The sequence below is a fragment of the Nitrospiraceae bacterium genome (genome assembly GCA_035623075.1).
GTDB lineage: Bacteria > Nitrospirota > Nitrospiria > Nitrospirales > Nitrospiraceae > DASPUC01.
In genome coordinates this window covers 1-26,237 of sequence record DASPUC010000010.1, presented here as the reverse complement: position 1 = coordinate 26,237, position 26,237 = coordinate 1, and the positions used below count along the sequence as shown (strand labels likewise).

General features: G+C 55.7%; 29 protein-coding genes. 13 read left to right on the top strand and 16 right to left on the bottom strand.

The window, feature by feature from the left end; genetic code table 11:
• Positions 1 to 20: 20 nt before the first annotated feature.
• Genes VEI50_02270 through VEI50_02255 form a run of 4 tightly spaced genes read right to left on the bottom strand, consistent with a single transcriptional unit; the run spans position 21 to position 3,345 of the window.
• Positions 21 to 806 carry a hypothetical protein gene (locus VEI50_02270; GenBank protein HXX73932.1) on the bottom strand — a complete coding sequence of 262 codons (786 nt, stop codon included), beginning with the start codon at positions 804 to 806 and terminating at the stop codon, positions 21 to 23.
• Positions 807 to 1,046: a hypothetical protein gene (locus VEI50_02265; GenBank protein HXX73931.1), complete on the bottom strand. Its 240-nt coding sequence runs from the start codon at positions 1,044 to 1,046 to the stop codon at positions 807 to 809.
• 50 nt (positions 1,047 to 1,096) lie between these two features.
• Entirely contained in the window at positions 1,097 to 2,128 is a 1,032-nt protein-coding gene (ltaE, locus tag VEI50_02260; GenBank protein ID HXX73930.1) for a low-specificity L-threonine aldolase, read from the bottom strand.
• Positions 2,125 to 3,345, bottom strand: coding sequence for a hypothetical protein (locus VEI50_02255; protein ID HXX73929.1), 1,221 nt, complete (start codon positions 3,343 to 3,345; stop codon positions 2,125 to 2,127). Before VEI50_02255 ends, ltaE begins: the two co-directional genes overlap by 4 nt.
• Positions 3,346 to 3,419: 74 nt before the next feature.
• Here VEI50_02255 and VEI50_02250 point away from each other — a divergent pair, with 74 nt between their 5' ends.
• From VEI50_02250 to VEI50_02240, 3 genes are all read left to right on the top strand, one after another.
• A complete protein-coding gene (locus VEI50_02250; protein ID HXX73928.1) occupies positions 3,420 to 4,703 on the top strand; it encodes an MFS transporter in 1,284 nt (427 codons plus the stop codon).
• A gap of 118 nt (positions 4,704 to 4,821) precedes the next feature.
• Positions 4,822 to 6,186, top strand: a complete 1,365-nt coding sequence (locus tag VEI50_02245) for a glutamate-5-semialdehyde dehydrogenase (protein HXX73927.1) — start codon at positions 4,822 to 4,824, stop codon at positions 6,184 to 6,186.
• Between the two features lie 23 nt (positions 6,187 to 6,209).
• Entirely contained in the window at positions 6,210 to 7,439 is a 1,230-nt protein-coding gene (locus tag VEI50_02240) for a class I SAM-dependent methyltransferase (GenBank protein ID HXX73926.1), read from the top strand.
• Positions 7,440 to 7,506: 67 nt separating this feature from the next.
• Here VEI50_02240 and VEI50_02235 read toward each other — a convergent pair whose 3' ends face one another.
• On the bottom strand, positions 7,507 to 8,526 hold the full coding sequence (locus VEI50_02235) for an AraC family transcriptional regulator (GenBank protein HXX73925.1): 1,020 nt from the start codon (positions 8,524 to 8,526) through the stop codon (positions 7,507 to 7,509).
• Between the two features lie 191 nt (positions 8,527 to 8,717).
• Between VEI50_02235 and VEI50_02230 the strand changes: the two genes are divergently transcribed.
• The 3 genes from VEI50_02230 to VEI50_02220 all read left to right on the top strand — a co-directional run bounded on the left by VEI50_02230 (position 8,718) and on the right by VEI50_02220 (position 10,392).
• Positions 8,718 to 9,539 (top strand): class I SAM-dependent methyltransferase, encoded by an 822-nt coding sequence (locus VEI50_02230; protein ID HXX73924.1) that lies wholly within the window; start codon positions 8,718 to 8,720, stop codon positions 9,537 to 9,539.
• Between the two features lie 56 nt (positions 9,540 to 9,595).
• Positions 9,596 to 9,904 carry a carboxymuconolactone decarboxylase family protein gene (locus tag VEI50_02225; GenBank protein ID HXX73923.1) on the top strand — a complete coding sequence of 103 codons (309 nt, stop codon included), beginning with the start codon at positions 9,596 to 9,598 and terminating at the stop codon, positions 9,902 to 9,904.
• A gap of 170 nt (positions 9,905 to 10,074) precedes the next feature.
• Entirely contained in the window at positions 10,075 to 10,392 is a 318-nt protein-coding gene (locus VEI50_02220) for an antibiotic biosynthesis monooxygenase (GenBank protein ID HXX73922.1), read from the top strand.
• 457 nt (positions 10,393 to 10,849) lie between these two features.
• Here the strand turns inward: VEI50_02220 and VEI50_02215 are convergent, their stop codons facing one another.
• Complete coding sequence (locus VEI50_02215; GenBank protein ID HXX73921.1) at positions 10,850 to 11,317, bottom strand: hypothetical protein; 468 nt, start codon at positions 11,315 to 11,317, stop codon at positions 10,850 to 10,852.
• Positions 11,318 to 11,620: 303 nt separating this feature from the next.
• On the opposite strand from VEI50_02215, the gene VEI50_02210 reads away from it, so the two are divergent.
• The 6 genes from VEI50_02210 to VEI50_02185 all read left to right on the top strand — a co-directional run bounded on the left by VEI50_02210 (position 11,621) and on the right by VEI50_02185 (position 16,403).
• Positions 11,621 to 12,382 carry a hypothetical protein gene (locus tag VEI50_02210; GenBank protein ID HXX73920.1) on the top strand — a complete coding sequence of 254 codons (762 nt, stop codon included), beginning with the start codon at positions 11,621 to 11,623 and terminating at the stop codon, positions 12,380 to 12,382.
• 327 nt (positions 12,383 to 12,709) lie between these two features.
• Positions 12,710 to 13,144, top strand: coding sequence for a response regulator (locus tag VEI50_02205; GenBank protein ID HXX73919.1), 435 nt, complete (start codon positions 12,710 to 12,712; stop codon positions 13,142 to 13,144).
• 1,315 nt (positions 13,145 to 14,459) lie between these two features.
• On the top strand, positions 14,460 to 14,687 hold the full coding sequence (locus tag VEI50_02200) for a hypothetical protein (GenBank protein ID HXX73918.1): 228 nt from the start codon (positions 14,460 to 14,462) through the stop codon (positions 14,685 to 14,687).
• 13 nt (positions 14,688 to 14,700) lie between these two features.
• A complete protein-coding gene (locus tag VEI50_02195; GenBank protein ID HXX73917.1) occupies positions 14,701 to 15,234 on the top strand; it encodes a hypothetical protein in 534 nt (177 codons plus the stop codon).
• 170 nt (positions 15,235 to 15,404) lie between these two features.
• Positions 15,405 to 15,773 (top strand): hypothetical protein, encoded by a 369-nt coding sequence (locus tag VEI50_02190; protein HXX73916.1) that lies wholly within the window; start codon positions 15,405 to 15,407, stop codon positions 15,771 to 15,773.
• Positions 15,774 to 16,169: 396 nt separating this feature from the next.
• Positions 16,170 to 16,403, top strand: coding sequence for a hypothetical protein (locus VEI50_02185; protein HXX73915.1), 234 nt, complete (start codon positions 16,170 to 16,172; stop codon positions 16,401 to 16,403).
• Between the two features lie 118 nt (positions 16,404 to 16,521).
• Here the strand turns inward: VEI50_02185 and pyk are convergent, their stop codons facing one another.
• The 10 genes from pyk to VEI50_02135 form a co-directional block, all read right to left on the bottom strand.
• A complete protein-coding gene (gene pyk, locus VEI50_02180) occupies positions 16,522 to 17,961 on the bottom strand; it encodes a pyruvate kinase (protein HXX73914.1) in 1,440 nt (479 codons plus the stop codon).
• A gap of 207 nt (positions 17,962 to 18,168) precedes the next feature.
• On the bottom strand, positions 18,169 to 18,753 hold the full coding sequence (locus tag VEI50_02175) for a DUF1566 domain-containing protein (protein HXX73913.1): 585 nt from the start codon (positions 18,751 to 18,753) through the stop codon (positions 18,169 to 18,171).
• 299 nt (positions 18,754 to 19,052) lie between these two features.
• Positions 19,053 to 19,709 carry a thiopurine S-methyltransferase gene (gene tmpT, locus VEI50_02170; protein ID HXX73912.1) on the bottom strand — a complete coding sequence of 219 codons (657 nt, stop codon included), beginning with the start codon at positions 19,707 to 19,709 and terminating at the stop codon, positions 19,053 to 19,055.
• Positions 19,710 to 19,762: 53 nt separating this feature from the next.
• Positions 19,763 to 20,098, bottom strand: a complete 336-nt coding sequence (locus VEI50_02165; GenBank protein ID HXX73911.1) for an XRE family transcriptional regulator — start codon at positions 20,096 to 20,098, stop codon at positions 19,763 to 19,765.
• 231 nt (positions 20,099 to 20,329) lie between these two features.
• Positions 20,330 to 22,009, bottom strand: a complete 1,680-nt coding sequence (locus VEI50_02160; GenBank protein HXX73910.1) for a DUF2339 domain-containing protein — start codon at positions 22,007 to 22,009, stop codon at positions 20,330 to 20,332.
• Between the two features lie 248 nt (positions 22,010 to 22,257).
• Positions 22,258 to 23,262, bottom strand: a complete 1,005-nt coding sequence (locus tag VEI50_02155; protein HXX73909.1) for a catalase family peroxidase — start codon at positions 23,260 to 23,262, stop codon at positions 22,258 to 22,260.
• A 374-nt stretch (positions 23,263 to 23,636) separates the two neighbouring features.
• Complete coding sequence (locus VEI50_02150) at positions 23,637 to 24,287, bottom strand: hypothetical protein (protein ID HXX73908.1); 651 nt, start codon at positions 24,285 to 24,287, stop codon at positions 23,637 to 23,639.
• Between the two features lie 43 nt (positions 24,288 to 24,330).
• On the bottom strand, positions 24,331 to 24,633 hold the full coding sequence (locus VEI50_02145) for a hypothetical protein (GenBank protein ID HXX73907.1): 303 nt from the start codon (positions 24,631 to 24,633) through the stop codon (positions 24,331 to 24,333).
• 68 nt (positions 24,634 to 24,701) lie between these two features.
• Complete coding sequence (locus VEI50_02140; GenBank protein HXX73906.1) at positions 24,702 to 25,049, bottom strand: 4Fe-4S dicluster domain-containing protein; 348 nt, start codon at positions 25,047 to 25,049, stop codon at positions 24,702 to 24,704.
• A gap of 367 nt (positions 25,050 to 25,416) precedes the next feature.
• Positions 25,417 to 25,929 (bottom strand): CsgG/HfaB family protein, encoded by a 513-nt coding sequence (locus VEI50_02135; protein ID HXX73905.1) that lies wholly within the window; start codon positions 25,927 to 25,929, stop codon positions 25,417 to 25,419.
• A gap of 121 nt (positions 25,930 to 26,050) precedes the next feature.
• On the opposite strand from VEI50_02135, the gene VEI50_02130 reads away from it, so the two are divergent.
• A complete protein-coding gene (locus VEI50_02130; protein ID HXX73904.1) occupies positions 26,051 to 26,182 on the top strand; it encodes a hypothetical protein in 132 nt (43 codons plus the stop codon).
• Positions 26,183 to 26,237: the final 55 nt, after the last annotated feature.

The following is a 26,237-nucleotide window of genomic DNA, read 5'->3' as shown; positions in this document are numbered from 1 at the left end:
GTCATAACGTCGAAGTCGGCTCAATCGATCCGAGCCGGATTGGGAACATCCTTGAACAGGAGTGGTACGAGATCGCGAGCACAGTTCAACCGTTCCGCCAGCGTCGAGGCGGCCAAGAAGCGTCCGGCTAAATCTCCAAGGACGGCATCGCGGGACGTGATGAACCGGGGGACATCGATGGGTGCCGTCAGCCATAGGCCGCGCAGCCGGAAAAACGCGTTCACGAAATCGTCAAAGAACAACATCAGGAGATAGTTCGCGGTAGATGGCTTATCGGCGACGTCTTGAGCTTTGCCAAGCCAATGGAGACAGCCCGCCTTCATCCGTATCTGCTCATTCATACTTGCGGGCGGGGGGCCTTGACGGAATCGCTGGTTTGCCCGTTCGATCAGGTTGGCGCCGATCCCGTCGTGATCATAAAGGATGCGCCCTTTCCTCAGGAGCGGGGGGAGGCGAGGGGAATAGGGGAGCTCTTCTTCAACCTCCTTATGCCCTCGATATCTGATGTCGACAAGACGATCCGCGATACGGACGATTTCATGTCCCTCGGCCTGTCCCTTCACGAGCGCGATCAGGTCGACATCACTGTGGGCGGTCACCGCGCGTCGTGCTCCCGAACCGACGAGAATCACGCTGACGAGGTCACCGCCTCGCCTCCCACGAACATGTCGAAAGGCGACGGCAACCACATCCTCATAGGCCGGTTCGTTAACTGCCTCAGGTTGCTCGGGCGGTGCCGGAATTTCGAGGAGTTCTGCGTTGAGTTCTTCCCGTGTCGGCAGCGTACCGGAGTTGTTCGTGTCCATTTAGACGTTCTGGATTAGGTGAATGTGTTGTGACAATGAGCTCAACCACTCTTCGAAGGGCTGATCGGCGTCGACGACAATTTCGAGTTTGCCGTTGCCCAGACGCCGCACCGATCCAGGACTTTCCGTAGACAGTGGAATTTCCACCCATTCACGGCTGAGCCCGAGCGAATCGGTAATCTCCAGTATCCGGCTGATTTGCGCGAACGACACCACGTGTAACGGCATCAGGCGATCCACACGTCTGCATTCTAGATTTCGGGGGAAGAAGGTGTCAATGCGCGCGTCGCTCAGCTCCCCAAGACCCGTACGAAGATTTCAGCCGCCTCATCGATCTGTTTAGCGGAAACGTCGAGATGGGTGACGGCGCGAAAACTATTGCCTCCGATCGCATTGATCAAGACCCCTTCCTGTTTGAGGGCTGTGACGAGCGCGGTGGGAGAGTGGCGGTGATTGACGACGTCGAAAATCACGATGTTGGTGTCCACGTGTTGCAGATTGACGGAGATGGACGGGATCTGCTGAAGTTTCCGGGCCAGCCGCTTCGCATTGTCATGATCTTCCTTCAAGCGGCCGATGTTATGCTCAAGAGCATAAATTCCCGCCGCAGCCAGAATCCCGGCCTGCCTCATCCCTCCGCCATACATGCGGCGAAACCGTCTGGCTCTCTCGATTAATGTTGAATCGTTTGTGAGGATCAGCGAACCGACCGGCGCACCGAGTCCCTTGGAAAGGCAGAGCGACACTGTCTCAAAGTTCTGGGCGTAGGACGTCGGCGGCAATGTCGTGGCCGCAATGGCGTTAAATAACCGCGCCCCATCCAGGTGCATGGGGATGCCGTGGCGGAGGGCGACCTCGCGAATCCGTTCGATCGTCGAGAGCGGGTAAATCGTACCTCCGCCGGCGTTGTGCGTGTTCTCCAAACAAATCAGGGCCGTCCTGATGGAATAGGGGTCTTTCGGGCGGATCGCTGCTTCGATCTGCTCCGCCGTCATGATGCCACGCTCGCCGGTCACCCAGTGGAGCTGCACGCCGGAAAGCGCCCCAGCGGCGCCCTGTTCATAGCGCACGATGTGGCTCTTACTCTCCACGATCACTTCCTGGCCCGGTTGCGTTTGAATCCGGATCGAGAGTTGATTCGCCATCGTGCCAGATGGGACGAAGAGCGCCGCTTTTTTCCCCAGCATGGCCGCGGCCATGTCCTGGAGTCGATTCACGGTGGGATCTTCTCCATAGACATCATCGCCGACCTCGGCACGCGCCATGGCCTTGCGCATCGCATCGGACGGCTTGGTGACCGTATCGCTGCGCAAGTCGATCACGCCGGCTTCTCCTCGAAGTTGTGGGCATGCCGGCTCAACACCGGATAGATCGTAAAGATCGGCGTGTTAAACGGGATGAGCGCCGTCTGCTTGTCCGGCAATAATCCGAGATGGAGATTCACAAAGTTGTAGCTCAACCCTTCTTGCCAGGGTTGCCGGAACGATTCCGCATAGGCTTCGACGCGGTCGGAGGCATAGGTGCGAGTCATCAGGCCCGACGCTCCTTGCAGGCCGTATTCCGCCAGGTCCGGTGCCCCTTGGATCAGCAGTGAGACGACCGATGCGTCGAACCAGACTTTGAATTTGCAACTGACCTGAATGAAGGGACCCAGTGAGCCGACCATGTTTAATACGGAAATCGGGTAAGCCAATTCATCGGGGACGTCCGGCGCGCGATCTGGTGGAATATAGCGGAAAGCCGGTTCTTTGATTTCGGACACGGAGACGAAGAAGAGGTTTGGATCGTCCAACGCGATGTCGAGCACCTGGCCGTCGTGGTAGCCGCAGAGCTTGCCCATTTCGTACCGCAGCGGATACGAGTACCCGGGCTTGGCGTAGAAAATACGCACGCCGGCATCAAGGGGATCCTCCGGCGTGCGGCTGATTTTCAAATCGAACGGCAGCAGGAGATGAAAAGCATTGGTCCGTGCAGCCATGAAAGGAGCGCAGGCGCCAGGAAATTCCTTTTGAATGGTCGGATTGTCCGGCTCGAACTTCTTGGGTGGACCACCGAAGTGTTGCGCGGTCTTCGATTCGGAGGGAAGATGATACTTGCTCTGGTAGTAGGCGGCGGCTCGTTTTTGCGCGAGGTCGAGAAAGTACTCCGGCACCTCGGTTTCCACGATGAGTCGCTGCACGGTGAGATCGTGGGGCCGTGCCACCTTCATCGCCTGGGTATAGATGTCCAGGTCGGCGGTCGTCTTCTGAATATCGTGTTGGAGCTGACGGGCGAGCCCTAGATCAAAAAACCGAGTGTGGGGAAGCAGGGCCTGAGCCTTCTGCAGACATTCCAGTTTTGCCGTGTACCGTTTTGGCTCTGGGGCGAAGGCCTCCGCCGTCGCCATATAGAGATTGAATTGCTCTTCCTTCGTCAGACCGAGTTGCTCAAATCGAGGCTCGCGAAGGAACGCCAGCGCCATGGGCCCGAAGGCCTCCTCGCGCCTGATGCACAGTGTCATCAGATAGTTGTAGTGGGCGCGCGCGTCATCCGGTGTCACAGGTCCCTCCGCCGCGGCATTGTAGCAAATTTTCCCCTTGCGCGGGAAAGTGTACCGCGGCAGGATGCCGCCGTATGACCACCTTGCGGGAATCCTTCCAGTCGTTGACGAATGCCAAGTCGGAAGAAGTCGTCCCACTGGCATGGGCCTTCCTCTATTTCTTTTTCCTTCTGTGCGGCTATTACATCCTGCGGCCGGTGCGCGATGAGATGGCGATAGAAGGAGGGGTGCAACACTTGCCCTGGATGTTCACCGGTACGTTCGTCACGCTGCTCGCAGTCACGCCGCTGTTTGGGTACCTCTCCGCCCGGGTGCCGCGGCATCGGCTATTGCTCGCGGTGTACCTGTTCTTCGCGGCCAACCTGATCGGCTTCTTTGCCATGATGATGAGCCATGTCACGCCCGAATGGACGGCGCGCGTATTTTTCGTGTGGCTCTCGGTATTCAACCTCTTTGTCGTGTCGGTGTTCTGGAGCTTTATGGCGGATCTATTTACACCGGAACAGGGCGCACGACTGTTCGCCGTCATTGCGGCAGGTGGAAGCACCGGTGCCATGACAGGTCCTCTCCTGACGGCAGGGCTGACATTTGTCGTCCCGGTTGCGTCACTGATGCTGATCTCAGTAGGATTTCTCATTGCCTGCTGTACCTGTATCCATCATCTGGAACGATGGTCGCGACAACATCGCATAGCTCCGGTGGGACAAAGGGGTGAGCCGATCGGAGGAAGCATCTGGGGCGGTGTTCGTCTGGCGCTTACGTCACCCTATCTCCTGGGAATCTGTCTGTATTTGTTTTGTCTGACGACGACGGCGACGTTTGTCTATCTGGAACAGGCGAAGCTCGTCGGCCTGCAGATCCCGACACCGGAAGCGCGAACTCGCCTCTTCGCCATCATCGATCTCGCGGTCAACGTCATCGCCTTCATTACGCAGGCGTTCGTGACGGGCCGCATGGTTAGTGCACTCGGGCTAGGGGCGGCGCTCGTATTTCTTCCAATCGTCAGCGTGATCGGATTCGGCGCAATCGGGCTCATGCCCGTTCTGGTGGTGTTCATTCTGTTCACGGTCGTGCGTCGTGTAGGGGAATACGCCATCTCAAAACCGGCGCGCGAAGTGCTGTTTACGGTCGTCAGCCGCGAGGAAAAATACAAAGCCAAAAACTTCATCGATACGGCAATTGCACGCGGCGGCGATGCTGCCACAGGCTGGATCGTCAACGGCGTGAAAGCAATCGGGGCCACGACCACTCAGCTGGCCTGGATGCTCGTGCCGATCGCGGTTCTGTGGGGATGGCTTGGTTGGAGTTTAGCGGGTCAAGAAGAGCGGCGCAGGAGAAAACAAGTCGCTTACGAATGAACAGGAGGGCGCTTTACTGGCAGAAAAATCGCGTGTTATAGTCGCCAAGTCATTCGGCAAGAAGAGATTAGGTGCGCGAAGAATTTACGTTGAGTTTTATCTGTCTAGCGAGGTTCTGATGCCTGAAGTTCCAGTTAAATTATATATGGATAAGTTATTGAAACAGGTGAGAACTGTCACGAGGCAGATCGCGATGCTGTCAGGCCCGGTCAAAGAAAAGGCTCTGCGGCAAATGGCAGATCGAATTGAGACGGACAAGGAGAAAATTGTCGCGGCGAATGAACAGGATGTCGAGGCTGTAGGGAAGTCCTTTGCTGGGGAGGCGAACAAGGATCGGATGAAGACAGCCGTCGCCCGTGTCCGGGTGACGGCGGACGATATTAAGGAAATGGCCGAGCGGCTCCGTGCTATTGCCGATCTGCCGGATCCGGTGGGAGCGGTGACGAAACGGTGGGAGCAGCCTGACGGACTACAAGTAAGTCGGGTCCGTGTGCCGATCGGGGTGATTGGGGTAGTTTCCGAAATGAAACCCCTCGTTACGGTGGAAACCATCGCCCTCTGTCTCAAAGCGGGGAACGTCTGTGTCTTTCGCGGGGCGCCTGAGTGGGGACAAACCCATCAAGTCATCGGTGCCGGGATTCGAGAAGCAGCGGGACAGGCCGGTGTCCCACCGGGAGCGTGGATTCTGGTGGAGCGTCCGGAGAAAGAGGTAGCGGTCGAACTGATTCGAGCCGGCAAGAGTCTCGATGCGATCATTCCACGAGGCGGGCCGGGGCTACGCAAGGCGGTGCTCGAACAGGCCAAGATGCCGGTGCTCTGCCACGATGGAGGACTCACGCACCTCTATGTGGATGCGGAGGCCGACTTACCCATGGTCCAAAACCTAGTTGTGAATTCCAAGGTGCAATGGGCCGAGGCGGCGAATTCGCTCGACACGTTGCTTGTGCAACAGGTAATTGCCCGGCAATTCCTGCCGGCGCTGATCAATCGTCTGCTCGTCGAATTCAAAGTTCAGGTGCGGGGCTGTTCGAAGACCGTGGCTCTCATGGGACAAATGCCGATCAGCGGACATACCTCTATTACGCCGGCAGCGGACGAGGATTGGGACAAGCAGTTCCAGGCACCGGTGTTGGCGGTCAAGATGGTCGTCAACATGGAGGAGGCCATGGCCCACATTGCCGAGCACGGGCCCTGTCTGACCGCGGTCATTGCCACGGCGCGCTATGACTCAGCCATGCGATTCACGCGCGAAGTTGATGCAAGCGCCGTGCTGGTCAACGCTTCCTCGCGCCTCAACGCCGGGGACAGTTATGGGGCTGGCACCGACATCGGGCTTAGCACGTCACGTATCCATGCGAAAGGACCGATCGGCCTGGAGCAATTGACTTGTGAAAAGTATGTCGCGTTTGGGACGGGACAGTTGCGCTTACCCCATCCGGTTCCTGAGACCTACTTTGACGCGATCATGCTGAAAAGGCCGTGAGGCGGATTCGTGAGGGGTGAAGTGTGCCTCGTGAATCGAACGACGGGATACGAAGGACACTTCACGATCACCTTTCTTGGTGGGGCCTCAAGCATTTCACATCTGATGCAGAGTACTTCGGGTGGCAACGGGAGAACCTTTCTTCAGCGGATCTGAATCGTCTCAACCAGCAGGTCGAGCGAAAGCGGGCAGGAGATTGTCAGGATGAAATCGCCTTCTATGACCTGACTGCCGATCCGCGTATCTTGCCGGTCCTCTACAGCCAACGCTACGAGTATTACCGCGAAATCAGTTCACGCGTGGCCGCACATGTCAAAGAGGCCAAGACCATTCTGGACTTCGGCTGCGGCGTCGGCATTCTGACCACGTTCTACGCCAGGCAATTTCCCAACAAACAATTTCTCGGTATCGACCGCTCCCACCGCTCAATGACTATGGCGAATGAGCAAGCACATAAGCTGAATCTGACGAATGTCCGCTTCGAGTGCATCGATATAGAGTGTGAATCTCTTTCCGGATTGTATGATCTCATCGTTGCGACCCATGCGATTGTCCAAGCTGAACAGGATCCTGGAATTCCCAGTCAGAGCTGGCAGACTTTTGAGCGTGCGCGTGAGGCTCGGGAACAATCGGAGTTCGAACAGCGAACGGGAATTGGCGTGCGACTTGATCGGCTTGCGGGGGCCCTAGCGGCGAACGGCCATATGTGTGTTTTCGAGAAGACCAGGCAGCTCGCGCGGCGCATACCATTGCAACGAGCCTTCGCGGCGCGCGGTCTTCGTCTATTGGAGAAGCCGGAGCCAATTCGCTACTCAGTGATTGAGGACGTGGCGGACGACGGTCCATTTTATGTCCTGACCAAAGGACAGGGGAATGGCATCGCGTGGAATGAGCTGCCGGAACCGGACGAAGGCGCGCCATTTGATCGGGCGAATTCGAAACCTGCGTCAACCGATCCTGACACGCCACTCTACGAAAACCATTGCCCCTCAGCTCAGGGAGTTTGGCAAGGGCTGAAAGGAAAGGAGATTTCGAAGGAAACGACACGACAAGAACAGGGCGGCCGCCAATTTCATGTCGAACTCGGAACCTCGGAACAGCTGTCCTATCTTTATTGCGCTAACACCTTCGACCAACGACAGTTGGTGATTGTCGAACCAGCCCGAGCCGCGATGCTCGAAACCTATTATCAGGAAATCATCCGCAACGCTTCCTGGCCGCAGCTCAAAACTACTCGTGCCAGATGGTGCTGATGAGCAGGATGCCCTGAGACTTGAAATCTTGATTGCAAGAGTTCAGCAATCGGACTTATTCCTTCCTTCATCGTTTTGTGTTGTGGTGTCCCTTTTCCGGTGCCTGGCGGGCGGCGCTGTTGCGAGCCGATTTCGATTGGCTTCGGAATCGCGCTGGGGGGAGACCGAACTCACGCTTGAAAGCACGGTTAAAGGATGGCTCCGATTCGTAGCCAACCTCCGCAGCAATTTGCAAGACGCTATTGTTTGTCGATGCAAGCATTTGTGCGCCGAGCTGAAGCCGCCAGCGTGTCAAGTAGGCAATAGGGGCCTCCGAGAGATAGCGCCGAAAACGCTCAGCCAGTACCGAGCGCGAAATGCCTACCTCGCTCGCGAGTGACGCGATCGTCCAAGGATCGCCTGGCTTGCGATGCAGCAGGGCCAAAGCCTTTCCAACTTCCGGGTCGCGGACACCGGCGAGCCATCCGGTTTGTTCATGGGGAAGCAGCGCGATATAGCGTCGCAGTGTTTCGACGAATAAGACTTCGGACAACTTGGCGAGCACGGTTTCCCCGCCGGGAATAGACGCATCTGCATTATCCACCGAATAGCGTAGCGAGTTTTCCAGCCATTGGCCTGAGGCATCGTTCCGGATGTTCACTTTCATAACGGGTGGCAGCCCCCCAAGGAAAACCTCGCTCAGTTGCGGGTCGCAGGCCATGTAGCCACAGATAAACTTGGTGATCTCTCCACCGCCGCCCAGGCGGGAGACCTTGAGGCCCTGCGAGAGAATTCGTTGCACCTCTTCTTCGTTGTCCACCGGTTCGACGGACCAACCGTTTCTCATGATGTGTGGATCGCCGTGTGGAAAGATGACGATGTCCCCTGCATTCAGAGAAACCGGCCGGTCATCTCCCTCGACCTGCGCATAGCCGCGGCCCTCTGTTAGCAGGTGATAGATGATTACATGTCTGAAGTCCGATGAAAGGTAGGGAGCCAGGGTGCGAGAAGCGGGCGATCGGAAGCACCAGGGCGCGGAGAACTCCGCGTTGAAAAACATAGCTCCATCGAGCTTGACGGCCTTGAGGACTTCGGACAGGACATCCATGGGAACTCCACGTTGTAATGACGGCCTGTCGGCAAACTGTGCCGGACGTCCAATCAAGTAAACCGCAGCCTAGCACGCCTCGGTCAAGAGAACCAGACTCCCGGATAAGAACAGCTGCGAATAATCGACTTATAGTTGCGACAAGTTTTTATACGGTTCGTCGATCGAATCAACCAACAAAAGAGGGCAGCATGTCGACAAGTGCACTATCACCAGAAGTGGAGAGTCTGAAGGCTCGGCTCAAAAGGATCTGGATGGCCGGGGACTACGATCGATTCTCGCGCTATTTGGAAGGCAGTGCGCGGGATTTTTACGAGCGCCTCAATATCGTGCCCGGGTGCCGATTGTTGGACGTGGGTTGTGGCTCCGGTCAGGTGGCGTTAATGGCCGCGAAAGATGGTCTGGCGGTGACCGGGGTGGACATCGCCAGCAATTTGATCGAGCGGGCACGGGCGCGTACGCAAGCAGAGGGTCTCCGGGCTCGATTCGAAGAAGCCGATGCAGAGGCACTTCCCTTCGAGGATGCAAGCTTCGACGTGGTGACGAGCTTGATCGGGGCGATGTTCGCCCCGAGGCCTGAACTTGTAGCGAAGGAATTGCTGCGAGTGTGTGAGCCGGGGGGGACCATTGCCATGGCCAATTGGACTCCACAAGGTTTCGTCGGTCAGATGTTCAAGACGGTGTCGACCTTCATTGCGCCATCCGGGATGCCGTCGCCGGTTTTGTGGGGCGATGAGGCTACGGTTCGTGAACGACTCGGCAAGGGACTGTCGGATCTCAGTCTGATCAGGCGGCACTATACGTTCAGTTATCCCTTTCCTCCGGCAGAGGTAGCGGAACATTTCCGTCTCTACTATGGACCAACTAATCAGGCATTTGCGTCTCTCGACATCGACGGCCGTGAGGGTCTTCGAAAGGAACTCGAAGCGCTCTGGTCATCTCACAATCGAGCCGGAACGGACTGTACGACGGTTTTCGCTGAATATCTAGAAGTGATTGGCACTCGCGCGTGAAGCATCCATAAGCAATGGCGTGACGAGTCGCATTCAACCATCACGAGGAGGCGGTTATGTACGACATGAAGAATCTTGTCAAGTTGAAGAATTTGGAGGCTCATGCGCCAGAGGCGACGAAAGCGTTTTGGGCCTTCGACAAGGCATCCTGGGCGGACGGCGCGATTCCGAAAAAGTATAAGGAACTGATCGCCGTGGCTGTTGCGCTGACGATCCAGTGCCCCTACTGCATCGAACTCCATGCGGGAAGAGCGAGAGACGCGGGAGCGTCGGAACCGGAGGTCGCCGAAGCCGTCTTGGCCGCGGCGGCCTTGCGCGCCGGCGGGGCGATCACCCATGGCACCCATGCCCTGAAGGGAATCTGAAGGAGCCCCCTTGAGAAACCGGTCAACCTTCCACAGGTTTTGGAGAATGCTTTCTCCGCTTCCATGCGGCAGAAGCCCTCCGTAGCGTGAACCACATCTCGTATCAGTTGAGTACAATCATTATCTCAAATTGAACAATGGAGATAGCCATTTAGAAAGGAGAATTGAAAATGCTGTCACTTGGATTCTTTGTGCGACTTGAAGCGAAACCGGGGAAGGAAAAAGAGACCGCCGCCTTCCTAAAACAAGGTCTTGAAATGGCAAATCAGGAAACGACCACCCCGCTGTGGTTCGCGCTGCGCCTGGGCCCATCCACGTTCGGCGTATTCGATGTGTTTCACGATGAGTCAGGAAGGCAAGCTCACTTCAACGGGCCCATTGCCAAAGCACTCATGGCCAACGCCCCAAATCTGTTGGCCGTGGCGCCTTCTATAGAAAAAATAGAGGTTCTGGGAGCAAAGCTTTCGCAGGAGGTGGTCGTGTCCTAAAAGTGCGAGATCGGCTGGCTGCCTGCTCTGTCAAGGCCGCCAGCAAGACAAACATTGCAATCTTAAGATACTACCGAAGAGATTCAAGTCGCGCTGACGATCCAATGTCCCTATTGCATCGAGCTCCATGTGGGCAGGGCGAAAGAGTTGGGCGCGTCGGATCCGGAAATCGCCGAGACCGTGTAAGCGGCTGCGGCGTTGCGCGCAGGTGGGACAATCACCCACGGCACCCATGCCTTGAAGGGTGCCAGAACGGCATGCTCGACTGAGCCGGACAATAGAGAGTATTCAAACCTTTTGAGGGTGGCTTAGTTTGGCGTCTTGTGAGAGAGGCGCAACTCCAAGGCAGTCCATCTGGTGCACGGGTCTATGTGGTCTGTCCGGTCCACCGAACCAGACCGACCGAAGAGGCCGGCTGCGCGCCACAGGCTAAGACCTGGTCCGTGATACCGGCTTTTTAGTGCTCCGCCGTTTCGATAACCGCAGTCAGCTTTTGGACGATCAACTCCTCGGCGCCACTGCAGGCTACTGCGCACTCGGCGAAGACAAACAGGTTCACCGTGCCCTGTCCTTGTGGAACGTCCCGAGCCACCATGGTGAAGCTGAGAACGTCTCGCTTGTCGGGACTAAAATGCTTGACGAACGAGAACGGTTCGCACGTGACAGTAGAGCCTGAACAGTTGACGCCCCATTCGCGTTCGGAACTCGCGACTCCCTGCAGACTGACGTTGATGATCAACGTGCTTCTCTGCGTCACATCGAATGGAACGGAAAAATTAAGGCCGCCAGATGCACGCACAGTAACCGGCTTGTCGGTGTAGTCCGTAAAGATCTGTGCAACCTTGCCGGATCCGATACAACCTCCAACGCTCGCTGTGGTGAAGACGGCAACTAGGATCACCGGCACCCGCACGGTACGCATCATCCCTCCTCTAGTCACAACAGAAACCGGGACATTCTACGTTTTTGAATCAGTCTGGTCTATTGCTGCGTATGAAAGGTGTGGGGAGTAGAATTGGTGGCGTATGTTCGATGGCACTGACTTGGAATGGACCGAGGACTATCGAAGCGCGGAATCCCCACCTGCCTCAGGCTGTTGGATGACAAGATCTGATCCCTGCTCCACTATTGTCCATTGAGTTGGTACCTCGATTTGTTAGGTCCAACGGCGTATGCTTGCCGCGGTGCAGAATGTTGAAGTAGCGAGGAAAGGAGCAGGGCAAACAGGATGAATTCCATCTCAATCGGTACGCTCGTCTTTGCATGCACGTTCGGTGGCGCGCTGGCGGGGATCTGGCTACGCGCCGCCTTGCCGGAGCATCATCTCAGCAGCGAGTCCAAAGACACGGTAAAGCTCGGCATCGGGCTTATCGCCACGATGACCGCCCTCGTTTTAGGCTTGGTAACAGCCTCTGCGAAGAGTTCCTTCGACGACGTAGCCAAAGCGGTCAAGCACACCGCCGCGGATGTTCTCGCGCTCGACCGGACACTGGCTCGCTACGGACCCGAGACCAAAGAAATCCGGCAAGCGTTGCACGGCGCCATACAGCATCGGTTGGAATTAAGCTGGTCCGAGCAGTCCTCTCGAGCTGTAAGGCTGGATGAACCAGATACAACGCGCGGGGCTGAAGGGCTTGTTGATCGAATCCGAGGCCTCTCGCCGCAGAATGATCACCAGCGCTGGCTCCAATCTCGTGCCGTGAATCTCGGTGAGGCGATTCTGGATTCCCGTTGGATGATAGCCAGCAGCATCACCGCGTCCATTCCAGTGCCGTTTCTTACCATTCTGATCTTTTGGCTCACCATCATCTTCACGAGTTTTGGATTATTTGCGCCGAAAAACGCGACTGTCATCGTGGTGTTCTTCGTCTGTACGCTTTCCGTCGCGAGCGCGATTTTTCTGATCCTGGAGATGGACAGTCCGTTTGAGGGCTTGATGAAGGTATCGCCGGATCCGCTCCGGTATGCGTTTTCACGTCTCAACCAATAGGTCGTTGACTAGCGATTATCGTAGCCGACAGTTCCCTGAAAGAAAGAGGGCCTCCCCCGCCTCGCGCCGGGAAATGGATCCCGACATAGTTCTCTGCTCTCCAGTGAATCGAATTACATCCAGAGAGCATTGGTTTAGATGCCTCCGAGGTCGCTCCATCACGTAAGGTGTGGGAATCGTCTCAACTCGGAGGCAATCAAGGTCCCTGAATAATTGCCATGTTCTGCTGTAACTGCCTCTGCCAGAGTCCTTCTTCAACTGGCATAGACGTTGCGTTGACGCAGTAGCGGCGGCAGTTCAATGCACTTTCACAAAAAGGAGTACGCCATGACTGAGTACAATTCAGATCTACTGTTTGGCGCGTTAACTGGTAACGGGCGGGTGCTCGTGGTCGATGATGAACCCATCGTCAGGACCTTGATCCGGATGACCCTAGAAAAGGCCGGATATGACGTCGTGGAGGCGGATAATGGGGAGAAGGCCATTGAAGCAATCAATGCGGGGGAGAATCCATTGGTGTTGGATACTGTGATTTGTGATATCCGGATGCCAAAAATCAATGGCGTCGAAGCCATCAACTATTTTCAGAGAGAGTACCCCCATGTTCCAATCATTGTCCTCACGGCCTACCCAGATACCGACATGGCCGTATCTTTCATGCGGCGAGGCGTGGCGGATTACTTGGTCAAGCCAATCGAAGCGGAAAAACTGAAGGCTTCTGTGGCGAAGGCCATGGAACGACGACAGGTTGCTTGGGCCTAAGGCGGCGCCCTTCAATTCTCCCTCGGCCTCGGACCAGAAAAGTCGTCGTTCTTTTCCTCAGAATAGAGGGTAGGGTGTTCATCGCCTATCTCCTGTTCTCAGTTCAGCCTATGGAGTTACCATCCTCCGCAGCATCGTGATAGTGAGGCAGGAATCGGCCCACTACGTGCCGCGAGGTGAGTTCTGACGCAGTTTTATTCACCTGCCTGTCGTCCGCTTAAGCCGAAGACGTTACTAACAAGCGATCTCCGGTCAAATAACCTAGGCAGCAACAGGACTACTGAGACGGGGTTAAGGCTGTTCCCGGTGAGTTCGTGCCGGACTGACCTGATTGAGTACAAGGGGGAGCGCTCAGCGGATTGAGGGGATTCCATCCGTGAGAACAGGGTTGTGGCGATGGTGGTGGAACCGACACGCCGGGATTTGGCGCCGGTGCCGAACCAATCGCCGATGCCTGAGGATCACCTTGGCGACTCAGTGGCGTAGGTGGAACATATGGGGGTGCTGAAGGAACATCGGAGTTCATAGCCGGTCCTGAATCCTGGGGTGTCGCCATAGCTGCAGATGACGCGGAGTCCGAAGCAGGGTCCTCTGTGAGAACACGACAGTTATTGAGTTGTAGCGGTCTATTCGTCAGCACAGTTTTCCCTGCTTCTTCTCGACATTGATAGACTGCTGCCCAGGTGGAGTCCGGAGAATTCAGTCTAGCCACGCTGCTCAATAAAATCATGACCGAAACAAGGCAAAGCAGGCAGCCACGATAGGTTCGACGATGTTGCGTTCTCTGTCTCCGTGAGCCACCGTTCATCAAAGCAAGAACCTTTGTTCAGTCGACTTAACACCAATCTCTCCTGATAAGTATACCGCAATCGTTGTCTCAGACAGATTCTTCTTTCGAATTGAGTCGGGTTCGAGGAAGTCTAAAGTGGGAACCGGACCCCTTTGCTTTAGCCCAGCGTTGCCGTAGACTCTCAACGCGCTGTCCTTAGTGTATTGGGGATTCATCATTGTTAAGCGGGCAACCATGGCAAGAACGCTGCGTGATGCGGTAATTCGGTTCTATGAGGCTGGAACCAAACTTCTCTTCACTTCCGTCCTACTTATCGCTCTTGTGTTAAGTGCCGCGCCTCTTCCAGCTGATGAATCGGTTGAGACTGCCGGCCTGTGCCGACAAATCGAAAAGTTCATCAATGCTCTCGCTCATGATACGCGTACTCAGTGCCTCCCCAGCTCAGACCATGGAGCATTGAGTTTTATATTGATATCCGAGAACCCGATATTTTCAGCCGAGGCCTCAAAGAAAGCCTGGTTGATTGTGACAGTTGGAGCAGTGGCGAACGTCATGAGGGGGCACACGAACATCAAAAGTGCAGACGTCCTCGTATCGGACACCAACATGATGAAGAAGCGGAGAGGGTACAAATACTCCATTGCCCTCGCGACAACACTTCAACAACAAACCAAAGCGCACCAGATTGGGTTGGAAGAACTCTATCAGCAACTCAATCTAGCCCTGACCGCAACCGCCATCCCTCGGAAATAACATGAGACATTCAATGACTGGTCTCTTGATCCAGTTTCCCTGGCCGATACAAGAGGAACGAGAACTAGAACATACTGCGAAACGGCTCTGCGCCGCTCATGGTCTCCTGTGTATCGCGCTCGAACTTTTAGTCACGATGGGATGCAGTTCTGTCTCTCATCCTAAGGAAGAAGGCAAGATCCACAGTGTGGATGTTGCACATGACGTGGCACCCCGGTACATTCTTGCCGGCCGGGGCGATGAAGTACGGTGGCACAACAAAGGGACTCAGCCCATTGTTGTCAGTTTCCCGGCATCAACGATGAACCGAATCTCATGCAGGACTGGATTCGCGACAGAAGAGCAAACTGCGCTTTGGGCTGTCATCGATCCAAACTCTTTCGCCAGTCTCTGTTTCGGCCAACTAGGAAAATACAACTATCACGTGCGCCTATACCAAAATCTGGCAAGCACTCTCACCGACCAGCGAGCGAGTGTGTGGATTGTAAGCCGCGGTGAGAAAAACGCCGCCGATCCATATGAGGAGTATATAAACTTCACTCCTTAGACGGCGCATCGCACCGGTTGATTACAGGTTTGTGCCGCATCTCGATTCAACGGGTCGTAGGATGTATGCTTTTTATTCATTCAAGCAATGGCCCATAAACTTTGAGTAGGGGTGCTGTCTGGATCCAGGAAATTTATCATTATGGGCTAATGAGAAATGGAGAGGGCATCATGAATATAAGAAGCTTCGGGGCAGGACTGGCGGCTGGAACAATTTTAACCTGCCTCGTTGGTCAGTGGGTTCTGACTGCGTCAAGCAAGGAAGTAGATCCGATCGAGTGTATATCCGCCGAAAGGGTCGCTAACTATGTGCACAGTGTGATTCAGGCAGACCGGACAATTTACACGGTTGAAATCGTCGAACGGATGCAGATGCGCGGCATTGTCACCGCTGCGGAAAACTGGCGCGAGAACTGGAAGCTGCCTTTACCAGCGCAATTCTTGATCGAAGCTGGACGGCTCGCGGCTCAAGAGCCCAATGGGGTGCAATTCAGACTAATTAGCTTGGGCAATCAACAAAAAGAATTGCCCAACCACTGAGTTCGAGCGGACGGGGCTTACTGAGATCCTGGTCGATCCCAGTCGTCCCCATACAGGCGTGGTCACCGAAGGCAGGGTTCGTTCTTTTCAAGCACTCTACCCAGACAGAGCAGTGTCTCAAACCTGTATCGGTTGTCATAATGCGCACCCAAACAGTCCCAAGACTAACTTCAAGCTGCAGGACGTAATGGGAGGAGTGCTTCTGACAATTCCGCTTGCTCAATAAGCCAGCTCCGCCACACGCCGCCTATCGGACGCAGGGTCTGACCCCATTCTTTGTCTTGTGCAGAATTTTACGAATTCGTTGCAAGGAGGAAATATGCATGCATACTTACATGCAAGTACATACGTACCCACCACAAGGCTTCTCACCTTTCTGCATCCACGGAGGGGACCATGAGAACTCACAGCCAGCAGCCCACCACTCAACAAACGGTCGATCGAAGAATGCTCGGTGTGCTCAAGAAGAAAGGAGCACAATCCCTGGAAGGCCTCAGCACGCTGACGGGGATCGGCTGGGGACAGGTATTTATGTCAGTGGACCGTCTCAGCCGGGTCGGAAAGGTCTCGCTCACCCCCGTTCGCCCCTGTGAATATCGAATCTCGATCTGCGGACTGCTTCGTCGCTAGCGCAGTGTCCGAATGAGCGGGGAGGGTCGGGAGGCGGGTAACAAGCCGGCCTTCTAGGCGCCGTAGGAATGCTCCCCACGACCGGCCACCTTTCGAATGTTCTCGGGAGTGGATCGGCTCAGCTTGCCTCGTCGGATACTTCTGGCGGGATCGTATCCAAGGGGATGTCACGAATCTGAATCGAATCGACCCGTTGCTGGGCCAGGACGTCCGAGATGATCACGAGCTTGTCACCCGTCTGAAACCGTTCACGGTCCCTCAGGATTCGGAAGGCCGTTTGCAGCGTCTTCTCAGGCTCCGAACTGAAATCGATCTTGAACGGAAAGACACCGCGATTGAGCATCATGGTCCGTCGCGGTTGGCTCATGTTGGTAAAGGCGTAGATGTTCGTATAGAACGGACGGCAGTTCGCGACGAGATCAGCCATGAGTCCCCGTCTGGTAATCACGACGATTCCCTTGGCCTTGACACCTTCGGCGAGCTGAACGGCCGCCGCCGCCAATTGCTGTTTGTTGCCCGCGTTGCGCAATCGTTTGGCGAGCTGCAGTCCCGGGATCGTCTCGGATTTGAGCGCGATCTTGCGCAGGTATTCAACGCACCTGACCGGATACTTCCCCACCGTGGTTTCCCCGGACAGCATGACGGCATCGACTTCTTCATAGATCGCGTTGGCGACGTCGGTAACCTCGGCACGGGTGGGGTGCGGGTTGTGGATCATGGATTCGAGCAGATGGGTTGCCACGATCACGCGTTTTCCGTACTCGGCACACATTTGCACGATCGTGCGCTGGACATTCGGCAGATCTTCCAGGTTGATCTCCACGCCCAAGTCTCCGCGCGCGACCATAATGCCGTCCGATTCTTTGACGATCTCCTCTAAATTCAGGACCCCTTCCTGGTCCTCGATCTTCGCGATGATCTTCACCCTGCCGACCTTGTCGCCCATGAGGGCCTTCAGTTGCCGGATGTCCTCGGCCTCGCGCACAAAAGACAGGGCGATAAAGTCCACGTCCCGTTCCAGGCCGAACAGGATATCCTTGGTGTCCTTTTGCGTGATCGCAGGCAGATTGACGCGGACCCCCGGGAGATTGACATGGCGCTTGCTCTTCAAGAGGCCGCCGTCCAGAACACGGCACCGCATCAGGCGCTCGTGCTTCTCCAGAACCTCGAAATTGATCAGCCCGTTGTCCACGGTGATCTTATCTCCGATGCTGACTGCATCCAGCAAGTCCGCATAGTCGATATGGATGGAGCTCTCTTCAACGTCCATCGATCCGCGAGTGGTGACGGTCACGATAGCGCCTTGCTGCAGATCAAGTTCGTTGGAGAGGTCCCCGGTGCGAATAGACGGCCCTTGCGTGTCCAGGAGGATGGGGATCGGAAATTTCACCTTCCGGTTGAGGGTCTTCACGTGCTGGATCACCTTGGCGTGGGACTCGTGGTCGCCATGGGACATATTCAGCCGCACAATATTCATGCCGGCCTCGTACATCTTCTGCAGTATCTCGTACGATGCTGTCGCAGGGCCGATCGTGCAAATGATGCGGGTCTTGTGCATGCGTACTCCCGGGGTCACTGACCTGTTACCGGTGATCAAGGTGATGCATCCAGGCTTCCGACGACCTCATCTGGCGGGGTAAGCCTATAACACTATTCTACGTTTTGTCGTCGATCGAGTCTATTGCTGTGCGAGGAAATAGGGGACGAGATAAGTCGGCCCGTCACGCGCCGCGAAATGGTCCTCCCTTGCCTATCTCCCAGGCCTTCAATACTGATCCGCACTCGTGCCACCGCGCACACACCAGACATGGAAGGTAATAGTCTTAAAGGCGTTGGTCACCTTGCCGGTGTCGAAGAAGACGAGCCATGCGCTGTTCGGATTGCCTGCCATCGTCGTTGCCGACCAGTATACGTCGCTCAAGACGTTGGTAAAGGGATGGCCCAGGGGCAGGGTGGATCCTGTTCTCATGGAAGGATCTACGAGACTCGCCAGTTCAGAAATCGACGGGAGCCTCCAGCCTTTCCGACCACCCACGTCTTTATCGGCACAGGCAGCGCGAGCATCGGCCCAGGACAGCTCGTCCGTTTCCAGAGTCTTTTCCCACACGAGCCCGGTTTCGTCATCTCGAACCGCCGCATCTCCGAAGGCACTCAATACAGCAAATCGCGAGGCACTCGGCAGCTTCTTGCCCCAATTTTTGGGGAGGTCGGAGACAACCATCGTGGGATTAGGATTTGCTTGGGCATCTGCCAAGGCACTGCTTGCCCTCGTCCCGAACGTGAACAAACACCAGACCAAGACACAGAGTCCTACCATTAGACTGTTAGACAGTTGCCTCGTGGTTCTCATGCAATCCCTCCTGGTTGTGGCGGTAGAAAGTGCGGAGAACAAGGAAATATCTGGAAGGAACGAGGATTCGTGATGTCACAGATCACCATAGATCATAGTGTGTCCGGGCGTTTTTGGACCAGGACGCTCAGACGAAACGGCGACATTGTACGTTTTTAGGTCAGGCGGGTCTATCGGTATGCGATGAGCGGCGAGAGCGATGGGGGGATGTGGTGTATATAGCTCGGGAAATGGTTCCTAAGGCCGTTCCGGAATGAGCAAGGACTCCCGAGCCCATTTCCCTTTCTTGGCGTGGGTGCCTAAGAGGAGGTAGGCATCGCTCGTCTATTCAGCAGCCAGACGTTCTCTTTCGCCGGGCATTTGCCTTTTAATCCACCAGTCACGTCCGCACTGTCCAACAGCGTGAGTCGATAACTCTCGCCATAGTGGCGATGGACCTCCTGGCTGCTGACTGAAAATGGAGGACCTGGCATCACGGCTTGGTCATACTCATAGCAGATGAGCAATTGGGGCGCATGGGCTGTGATCTCCTTGAGGTGCGCTGCATAGCGCGGGCGCATCTCTTCCGGGAGTGCGACTAACGCCGCCCGGTCGTATACGGCGTCGACGGGACCAAGCATCTCGCGCGACACATGAAAGATATCACCAGCAAAGATATCGATCTGCTTCCCGCGGTAGTGCCGTGCGTAACCGATCTCCGCCACGCTGGGTTCGGTGCCAAGCTCAGCGAAGAGCTGCTGCACGGCTAGTTCACTCAGTTCAGCGCCGACAACTGCATGGCCGCGGGACAGCAACCAGCCGATATCAAGCGACTTACCGCACAAGGGCACAAATACTCGACTGCCTTTCCCTAACGCAAGTGTGGGGAAATGTTTGAGGAGCAGTGGATTGGCTGCGCGTTCGTGGAACGGAATCTCATTGGTCTGCCACCGTTGGTGCCAAAAACTAGCGTCCATGCTGACTCCTCGAGTAATAGAGCGGGGTAAAGGAGCGGGCCGATTTTGCTTGTTCAGGCAGCGGATCGGCTGGCTTTCACATCGACCTTGAGGCCAGCGTTGGTGAACATGGTAATAAGCAAGTCCACGCTCAACAGGTTGATCTTGCCGCGCATCAGGTCCCTGCTCCAAGGTTGTATTACGCCAGGTTGGCCAGCTGCCTTCTTCTGAGGTAACCCCTTTTCACGAATGTGTTTCTCCAGTTCGGCCATCAGTCTCGCGCGTAAATTCAGAATCTGCGCCTCTTTGTCAGCACATTCCAGTTGCCTAAAAATATGATTGGTCGGCGTGCGCTTCTTGATAAGTCGAACCCAGCTTATACAACATATTGTAAAAGCGTCAATCAGCAACCGGTGGGGTTCCGTGGTGTCATACTGCGGAAATTTGGAGGCTCGGATTTGGGCTTGCTGGGGAGGAGTCAGGCAGAATGGAGCGCGCGGGGAAATAGCGAAGCGAGTCTATCTGTGTGAAGGATTGGCTGGTCTATCTCGTGTGTCCTGTCCTTCTGGTTCGCCGAACCAAAGAGACCAGATAAACCAAACAGACCAGACGAACCAGACTCCCGCCACGCGCCGCTGCTTTTATTTCTGAAATTCTAGTGCCCCTGTTGTCTTATCTCTGGCGGCTGCGTTGGGCAACTCGACCATCTTTTGGTAGAGCAGTCCTCCAACGTAGAGTGATGCTCCAAGCACAAGAAGACAACCGATCCGGACGATCGGATCGGCACCGGATAGGTCAAACAGCCAGACTTTAATCCCAAAAGCACCGAAGACGAAGAGGGCGGACTGGCCGAGGTTCTTGTTGGACAGGCGTATGGCGAGCAGAAGGGTCGCAACAGCCAAAATGCCCCAGACGAGAGAGATGGCGAGACGTCCATGGAATATCTGCGTCGCCGCGACCATCGCGTTCACGTGTCCCATGTAGAGCAGCCAGGGAGAAGCGGCGGCCATCTCTGGTTGGCGTTGAAGAAGTGCATAGCCCACATACAATGCGGTCGCATACAGTGAAAGGAGGAACTGGTGGCCGGGGACTTCCTGTGCCTCCCACCCGAAAAGCAGGCGACCATCGCTGATGAAAAAGATCACTAGCGCCGCAGCAAACACAGGCCACCAGTTGAAGACGTGTTCAGGGTGCAAACTCGCATAGATAGCCATAACTACGACCAGCCCCAGACCGATCCATAATCGTGAACGGTCCGGCAGCAATTCGAGATACACCGCATGCGTCATGACCACAGCCCCATAGACTGCGATGATGAGCCGACTTGCTGCCATCGATCGGAAGGAGACGCGTACCAATGCATAGATTCCAAGAAGCACGGTGAAGCTGCCGCACGCGATCCAAGGAGCCCATGCAGGCATATGCTGCTGCAGCGTTGAATATTGCAAAAAATAAAAGATCATCAGCACGGGGAGATGAGACTTTACCGAAGGCATCTCGAGAGGAACGTTATGGGTAATGGAAAAGATGCTCGTGGCGCCGGCGAACATGAAGAACTGAACGAACTGGAAAATGATTGCCCCTTGCCAGTGTGAGCTGGTTCCGGATCTCCATGCACTGTCGAAAACAATCAAAGCCAGATAAGCGGCCAACAGGTACACCCGCCGTTGACCAACCTTGATGGCGTACCAACAGTAGAGCAGGCTCCAAGCGGAGAAGTAGATCGCGAGATCCAAGGGGTCTTGATGAAAGGTTGAAAGGAGGATCGGAGCTGAATAGGAACCAACCACCGCGACGAGCGGATAAAACTCACCTTCAAAGATACGCCCCAGGGCTAACGCGATCGCACAGATGAGCGCGACCCCGACCATGGCGTGAAGCGGTGAGAGCAAGGTGTAGTAGAGATGGCTGCCGTAATCTGCAAGAAACAGGATGACTAATCCTGCGCCGGGCAGAAAACTTGCGTACCGGGGATGCTTCTCCCTCAATGTGAATCCGATGAAGATTAGAGCGAACCCGAAGAGGGCGGCGAGAACCACCTGACGAACAGGTGTCAGCCAGCCAACGCTGATCGCGAGGCGAATTACATATGCAGCGGCAAGGATGAGAGCGGCTACACTGCTCCAGCCCAACACTGCCGTTGCCGTCGGTGTAGACGGGGCAGCTGGAGCATGAGGGCGTGCCGGCCGCGACTGGGGGGAAGGCATGGCGGGCCGCGTCAGAAGCGGACCGGGATCGGTATGGCGGAGTTTCAGGGCGTCTTCGATCGTTTGGAGGCGAGCTTCAATCGCCTGGAAGCGTCTCTCGAATTCTTCGGTCATGAGGATATCTGAAAGTGGACGCGAAGGACGACTGTACAAGGTGAAGTATAGAAGCTTCTTTTATAGCGTCAAGGATTCCAGAGTAATCCAAGCGGCGGGATCACGAGCGGCGTGATCAATTGTCTTGTGTAATGAAGGCGGAAAGAGCGTGAATGGAGAAGCAGGCCCGCCCCCTTCGACAGGCTCAGGGCAGGCAGAACAAGCGCGCAGTGAAATTCAGAATGCCGCCAGCTATCTATTTTGCACGGTCATGGGGCCTGAGCCCGACGCGACAGGGATACGATATAGGCTGCCGACCGCGCAGCGATCATCGGATCGGCCGGCTCGATACCAGGAACCACGACACCAGGGACAAAGAGCAACTTCTTTTCGGCTGCCTGGCTGTCGGCCACGGCCTTCGTGATGGTGATCGTGCCCAGCTCGACCTTCTTCCTGGTATCCGGCCACACGATCGTGGGGTCGTCGATCTTGTCGTCCTTCTCGGCCACCTGCACCAGCAATTTGAACTTGATGGGACCATGGCGAACCCGCTCGCCAATCTCAGTCGTCAGATAATCGGGCCCCATCGTGGCAAGTTGCTCTTTAGTGAGGAATTGCTCCCCCGTCACAGGCTGAAGCTGGTAGCGACCGAATGTGGTTGCCCCTTTGGCGTTCGTGAACTTGAAGGCGTTGATCCCGAAATAGGGCAGGGTGGCGTAACTCACTGGTTGAGGCTTCGGTGCCTCCACGAACGCCTTCGCCGCCGGATGGGCGCTCAAGAATTTGTCGAATTCGGTGGGTTTCGGAGCATCTGGTCCGCTTGCCGCGATCGCGAGCAGAAAGTCCCTGAACTCTTCCGCCGTGGCAACGGGGAAGCGGTTGACGGACAGGACGACAAGATCCGTGTTGGTTCCGTCCGGAAGGGCAAATTTGACGGCCATGCCGCGCGGCATGGCGTCGGTATCAGGAACGGTGGGTAGCCCAGAGCCAGCGGAGAAACGAACTGTCACCGGAATCGCAGTTTTTCGCTTCTGGAGGTGAGTGGCTTTACTCAACGATGCCGCCGACGCACTCGGAACGAATGCTCCCTCTAATACGACACCCTTCGGATGATTGGCGCGCTTCCCAGGATGGACTCCGAACACTTTGTTGAACGCATCGACGAGTTGCTCAGCCAACGATTTCTGATTTCCGGGGGCCTCCTGAGCCGCTACATAAGCGGGGGCGATAAGCATGAGGGTCAGCGTGGCTGTCGCTGCGAGTGATTTCCACATGGTATGTTCCTCCCGAAGGCTATTCATTCCAGTGCCAAATCTGCAGGCAAGCCTGCCCATGTAAATCTACGGACCGATGACCTCGGGCAAACGGTCGAAACTCTACTCCTTCATACCAGCTTAGTCCATCGGTAGGTTAGGCGGAATAACACGGAGAGGAAGGGGTGACTCGCCACGCGAAACGATGGAGCATAACACCAGAGAGTTTGTCTCGTTTGTTTGGTTTGTCTTGTTTGTTTCGTGCCGTACGCCGGATAAATGAAATAAACCAAAGTAACCAAACAAACCAGATGAACCAGAGTCCCGCCACGCGCCACGAAATGGTTCCTGCCACCCTTGTTTCTGCAGAATGTCCCCGTTTTTCCTGCAGGCGTTCAGTCTTCCACGCCCACGCCGATCACGATGAGAACCGCATAGTCCTGCTTCGTACAGCCTTCGGCCGGCGGCATCGCTCCCCCTGGTGCAACTGGAAACGCAGCCTTCTGCGCGTTTGCCGGCGAGCAGGAACCACCAACCGCTGCCGGTGTATAGCGCGCGGAGCGGCAGGCCAGGTGCGTCACGTCGTAGAGCGTCGCGCCTTTATCGAGTTCCCAGCGTCTGTCGCCGTTCCTGTCGGCGGGATGAATGGTCAGCACAGCCGTCACGTCCTGGGCGCCCGTGACCACGTATTTGCCGGGAAGGAGCGGAAAGATCGGCTGCTCCATGATCAAGCCATGTTCCTCCAGCCACCAGTCCGTGCCGTCGAATTTCCAGCGCGCCGGGGCGACGCCACCTGCATCCTTCATCCGTTGATAGTTCTTCAGCTCGACGCCCCGAGGACCCGGGTCCAGAGGCCACAGCCCCCACGATTGCGCGCCGCTCCCGGAGGTCGCACCTGGATCGCCCAACGCCGCGATGAACTGTGTCGAGATGCGCCGGAACTTCGTCTGATCTCCGCCTGCGGCGTGGGCTTGGCTTCGACTCAGATTGAATGAGGGGAGCGCGAACGAACCGAGCAGAAAGAGAACCAGGATGAGCAGAGACAACGTAGAACGCGTAGAAGGCTGCGGTGAATTCTTGCCAAACATCTCAGGGTTCGTCTTTGGGAGAATCCTCACTCTGTTTTAGCCAGAGTTCAAGAAGTCTTGTCTCACGTTCAGACTGGGAAATGCGCTCCAAAGCGAACGCACCCGTCAAGCGATCTTCATAAAAAGAGCGTTGCTTCGCGTAGGTTTTCTTAAATGCTTCGGTCTTGAGGGCTTTCCAATTGGCATCGGATATTCCAGCATGTGACCGCAATAGGCTGATCTCGATGGCTTGGAAAGCAAAGACTTTAGCTAAGGCCTTTATGACAGTTGCATTGGAAATTACTTTGGGGAGTTTATCAGCCATGACTGATGGTTTCGGTTATCCCAAGGCAAATAGAGGTATACGTTCTTCTCTTCGTACTTCAGCCGCGATCAGTTCCGCACACCGCTCCACACTTTTGCCGGATCGATCGCCTTGTCAGGATTGAGCTTCCTCGCCTTGTCCAGCAAGACATCCGTCGTTTCCGGATAGGCAGGGTCAGAAATGCAGCAATTGTCGACCGGACAGACCGCGGCGCATTGAGGTTCGTCAAAATGGCCGACACACTCTGTACAGCGGTCATGCGTGATCACATATATACTGTCTCCCACTCCCTGGCCGTCGCCCACATGATTTCCCTTCGCTTCCGCATCGCCGCGAGTTTCGAAGATGGCCTCGTTCGGACATTCTGGCAGACAGGCTCCACAGTTGATACATTCAGCGGTTATCAGCAATGCCATGACGGCCTCCTTCTTCTCAACCAAAATGGATGAATATGTAGCGCCCAAAGGCACCGGTTGGTCAAGGCCTATTATCGGCTGTGATGGTTCAATGATTCAAGCCGGTCGGGACTCTTCTCACAAGACACACTTGGATCTTGCGTCTGGTGGATCAAAGTAACCACTGATCTGCGGTTTGTCAGATCGCTCTGCCTATACCCTATACAATGAGCACGAAAGGACAAGGGGTTAGTCGTAACTTCTACCAGGGAGCTGCCGTTCCCGTTGCACATGGATCGAATGAAGGCGCTAAGACCCGCCAGCCACGCGCCGCGATATGGGTCCGGGCATCTTTTCATTTTACGCTTGCACCGACGTGGTAGCAGAGTCACTGGGGTTTTCGACAGCCCGCTCGCTCGTCCCAGGTATAGCCGTTTTCAAGAGGGCATACCGCATGCGACATGGCATGACGTGTCAGGTCAATAAGTCCCTCGTCTCGATTCGTGACGGGTTTGGGATATGTGGCCGTACCGCTCCATCGAAGCTCCCCAGTTTCAACACTGGTATTCCTGACAGAGACGCTGAGCTGATAGACCGTCTCTGCTTGGCTAAATCCGCCATAACTGTCTACTATTCTCTGGACTTCTTCCGAGAGTACCGCCGCATCGGCGAAAACGATCTGGTCGGCTCCGAGGAGGCGCCCTACCTTGAGCAATTCCGCTTCATCGTCGGATGTGTTGATCAAACGGACCTTTTGCTCATTCAGGATTTCCTTGAGACGGACACGCTCAACAACTTGCACCTTCATTTCCTGCATCGTTTGGGTTGCCGCATCCACCACCGCAGGATGATTTCCCCAAACGACGGCTCTCGGAGGTTTATCAGGATTGATTCGTTCCATTTTTGAATGGGAGCCAGTGGAGACAGGGTAGACATTCGTGCAGCCGGCGGAAAACATGATGACCTAGCCCCCTTAATCCGGTCCACCCTGTATGTTAGGGTCGGGCCAAAAGGAGGGCCATATGCCACGTTTCCGTCACACCGTCGAACAGATCCTCGCCAAATTGCGTGAAGCCGAAGTCGCCCTGAGCAAGGGCCAGTCCGTGGCTCATGTCTGCCGTGCGCTCAGCATCACCGAACAAACTACGGGATGAACTGTTGGATCGGGAACTGTTTGATACACTCTGGGAGGTGAAGGTGCTCGTGGAG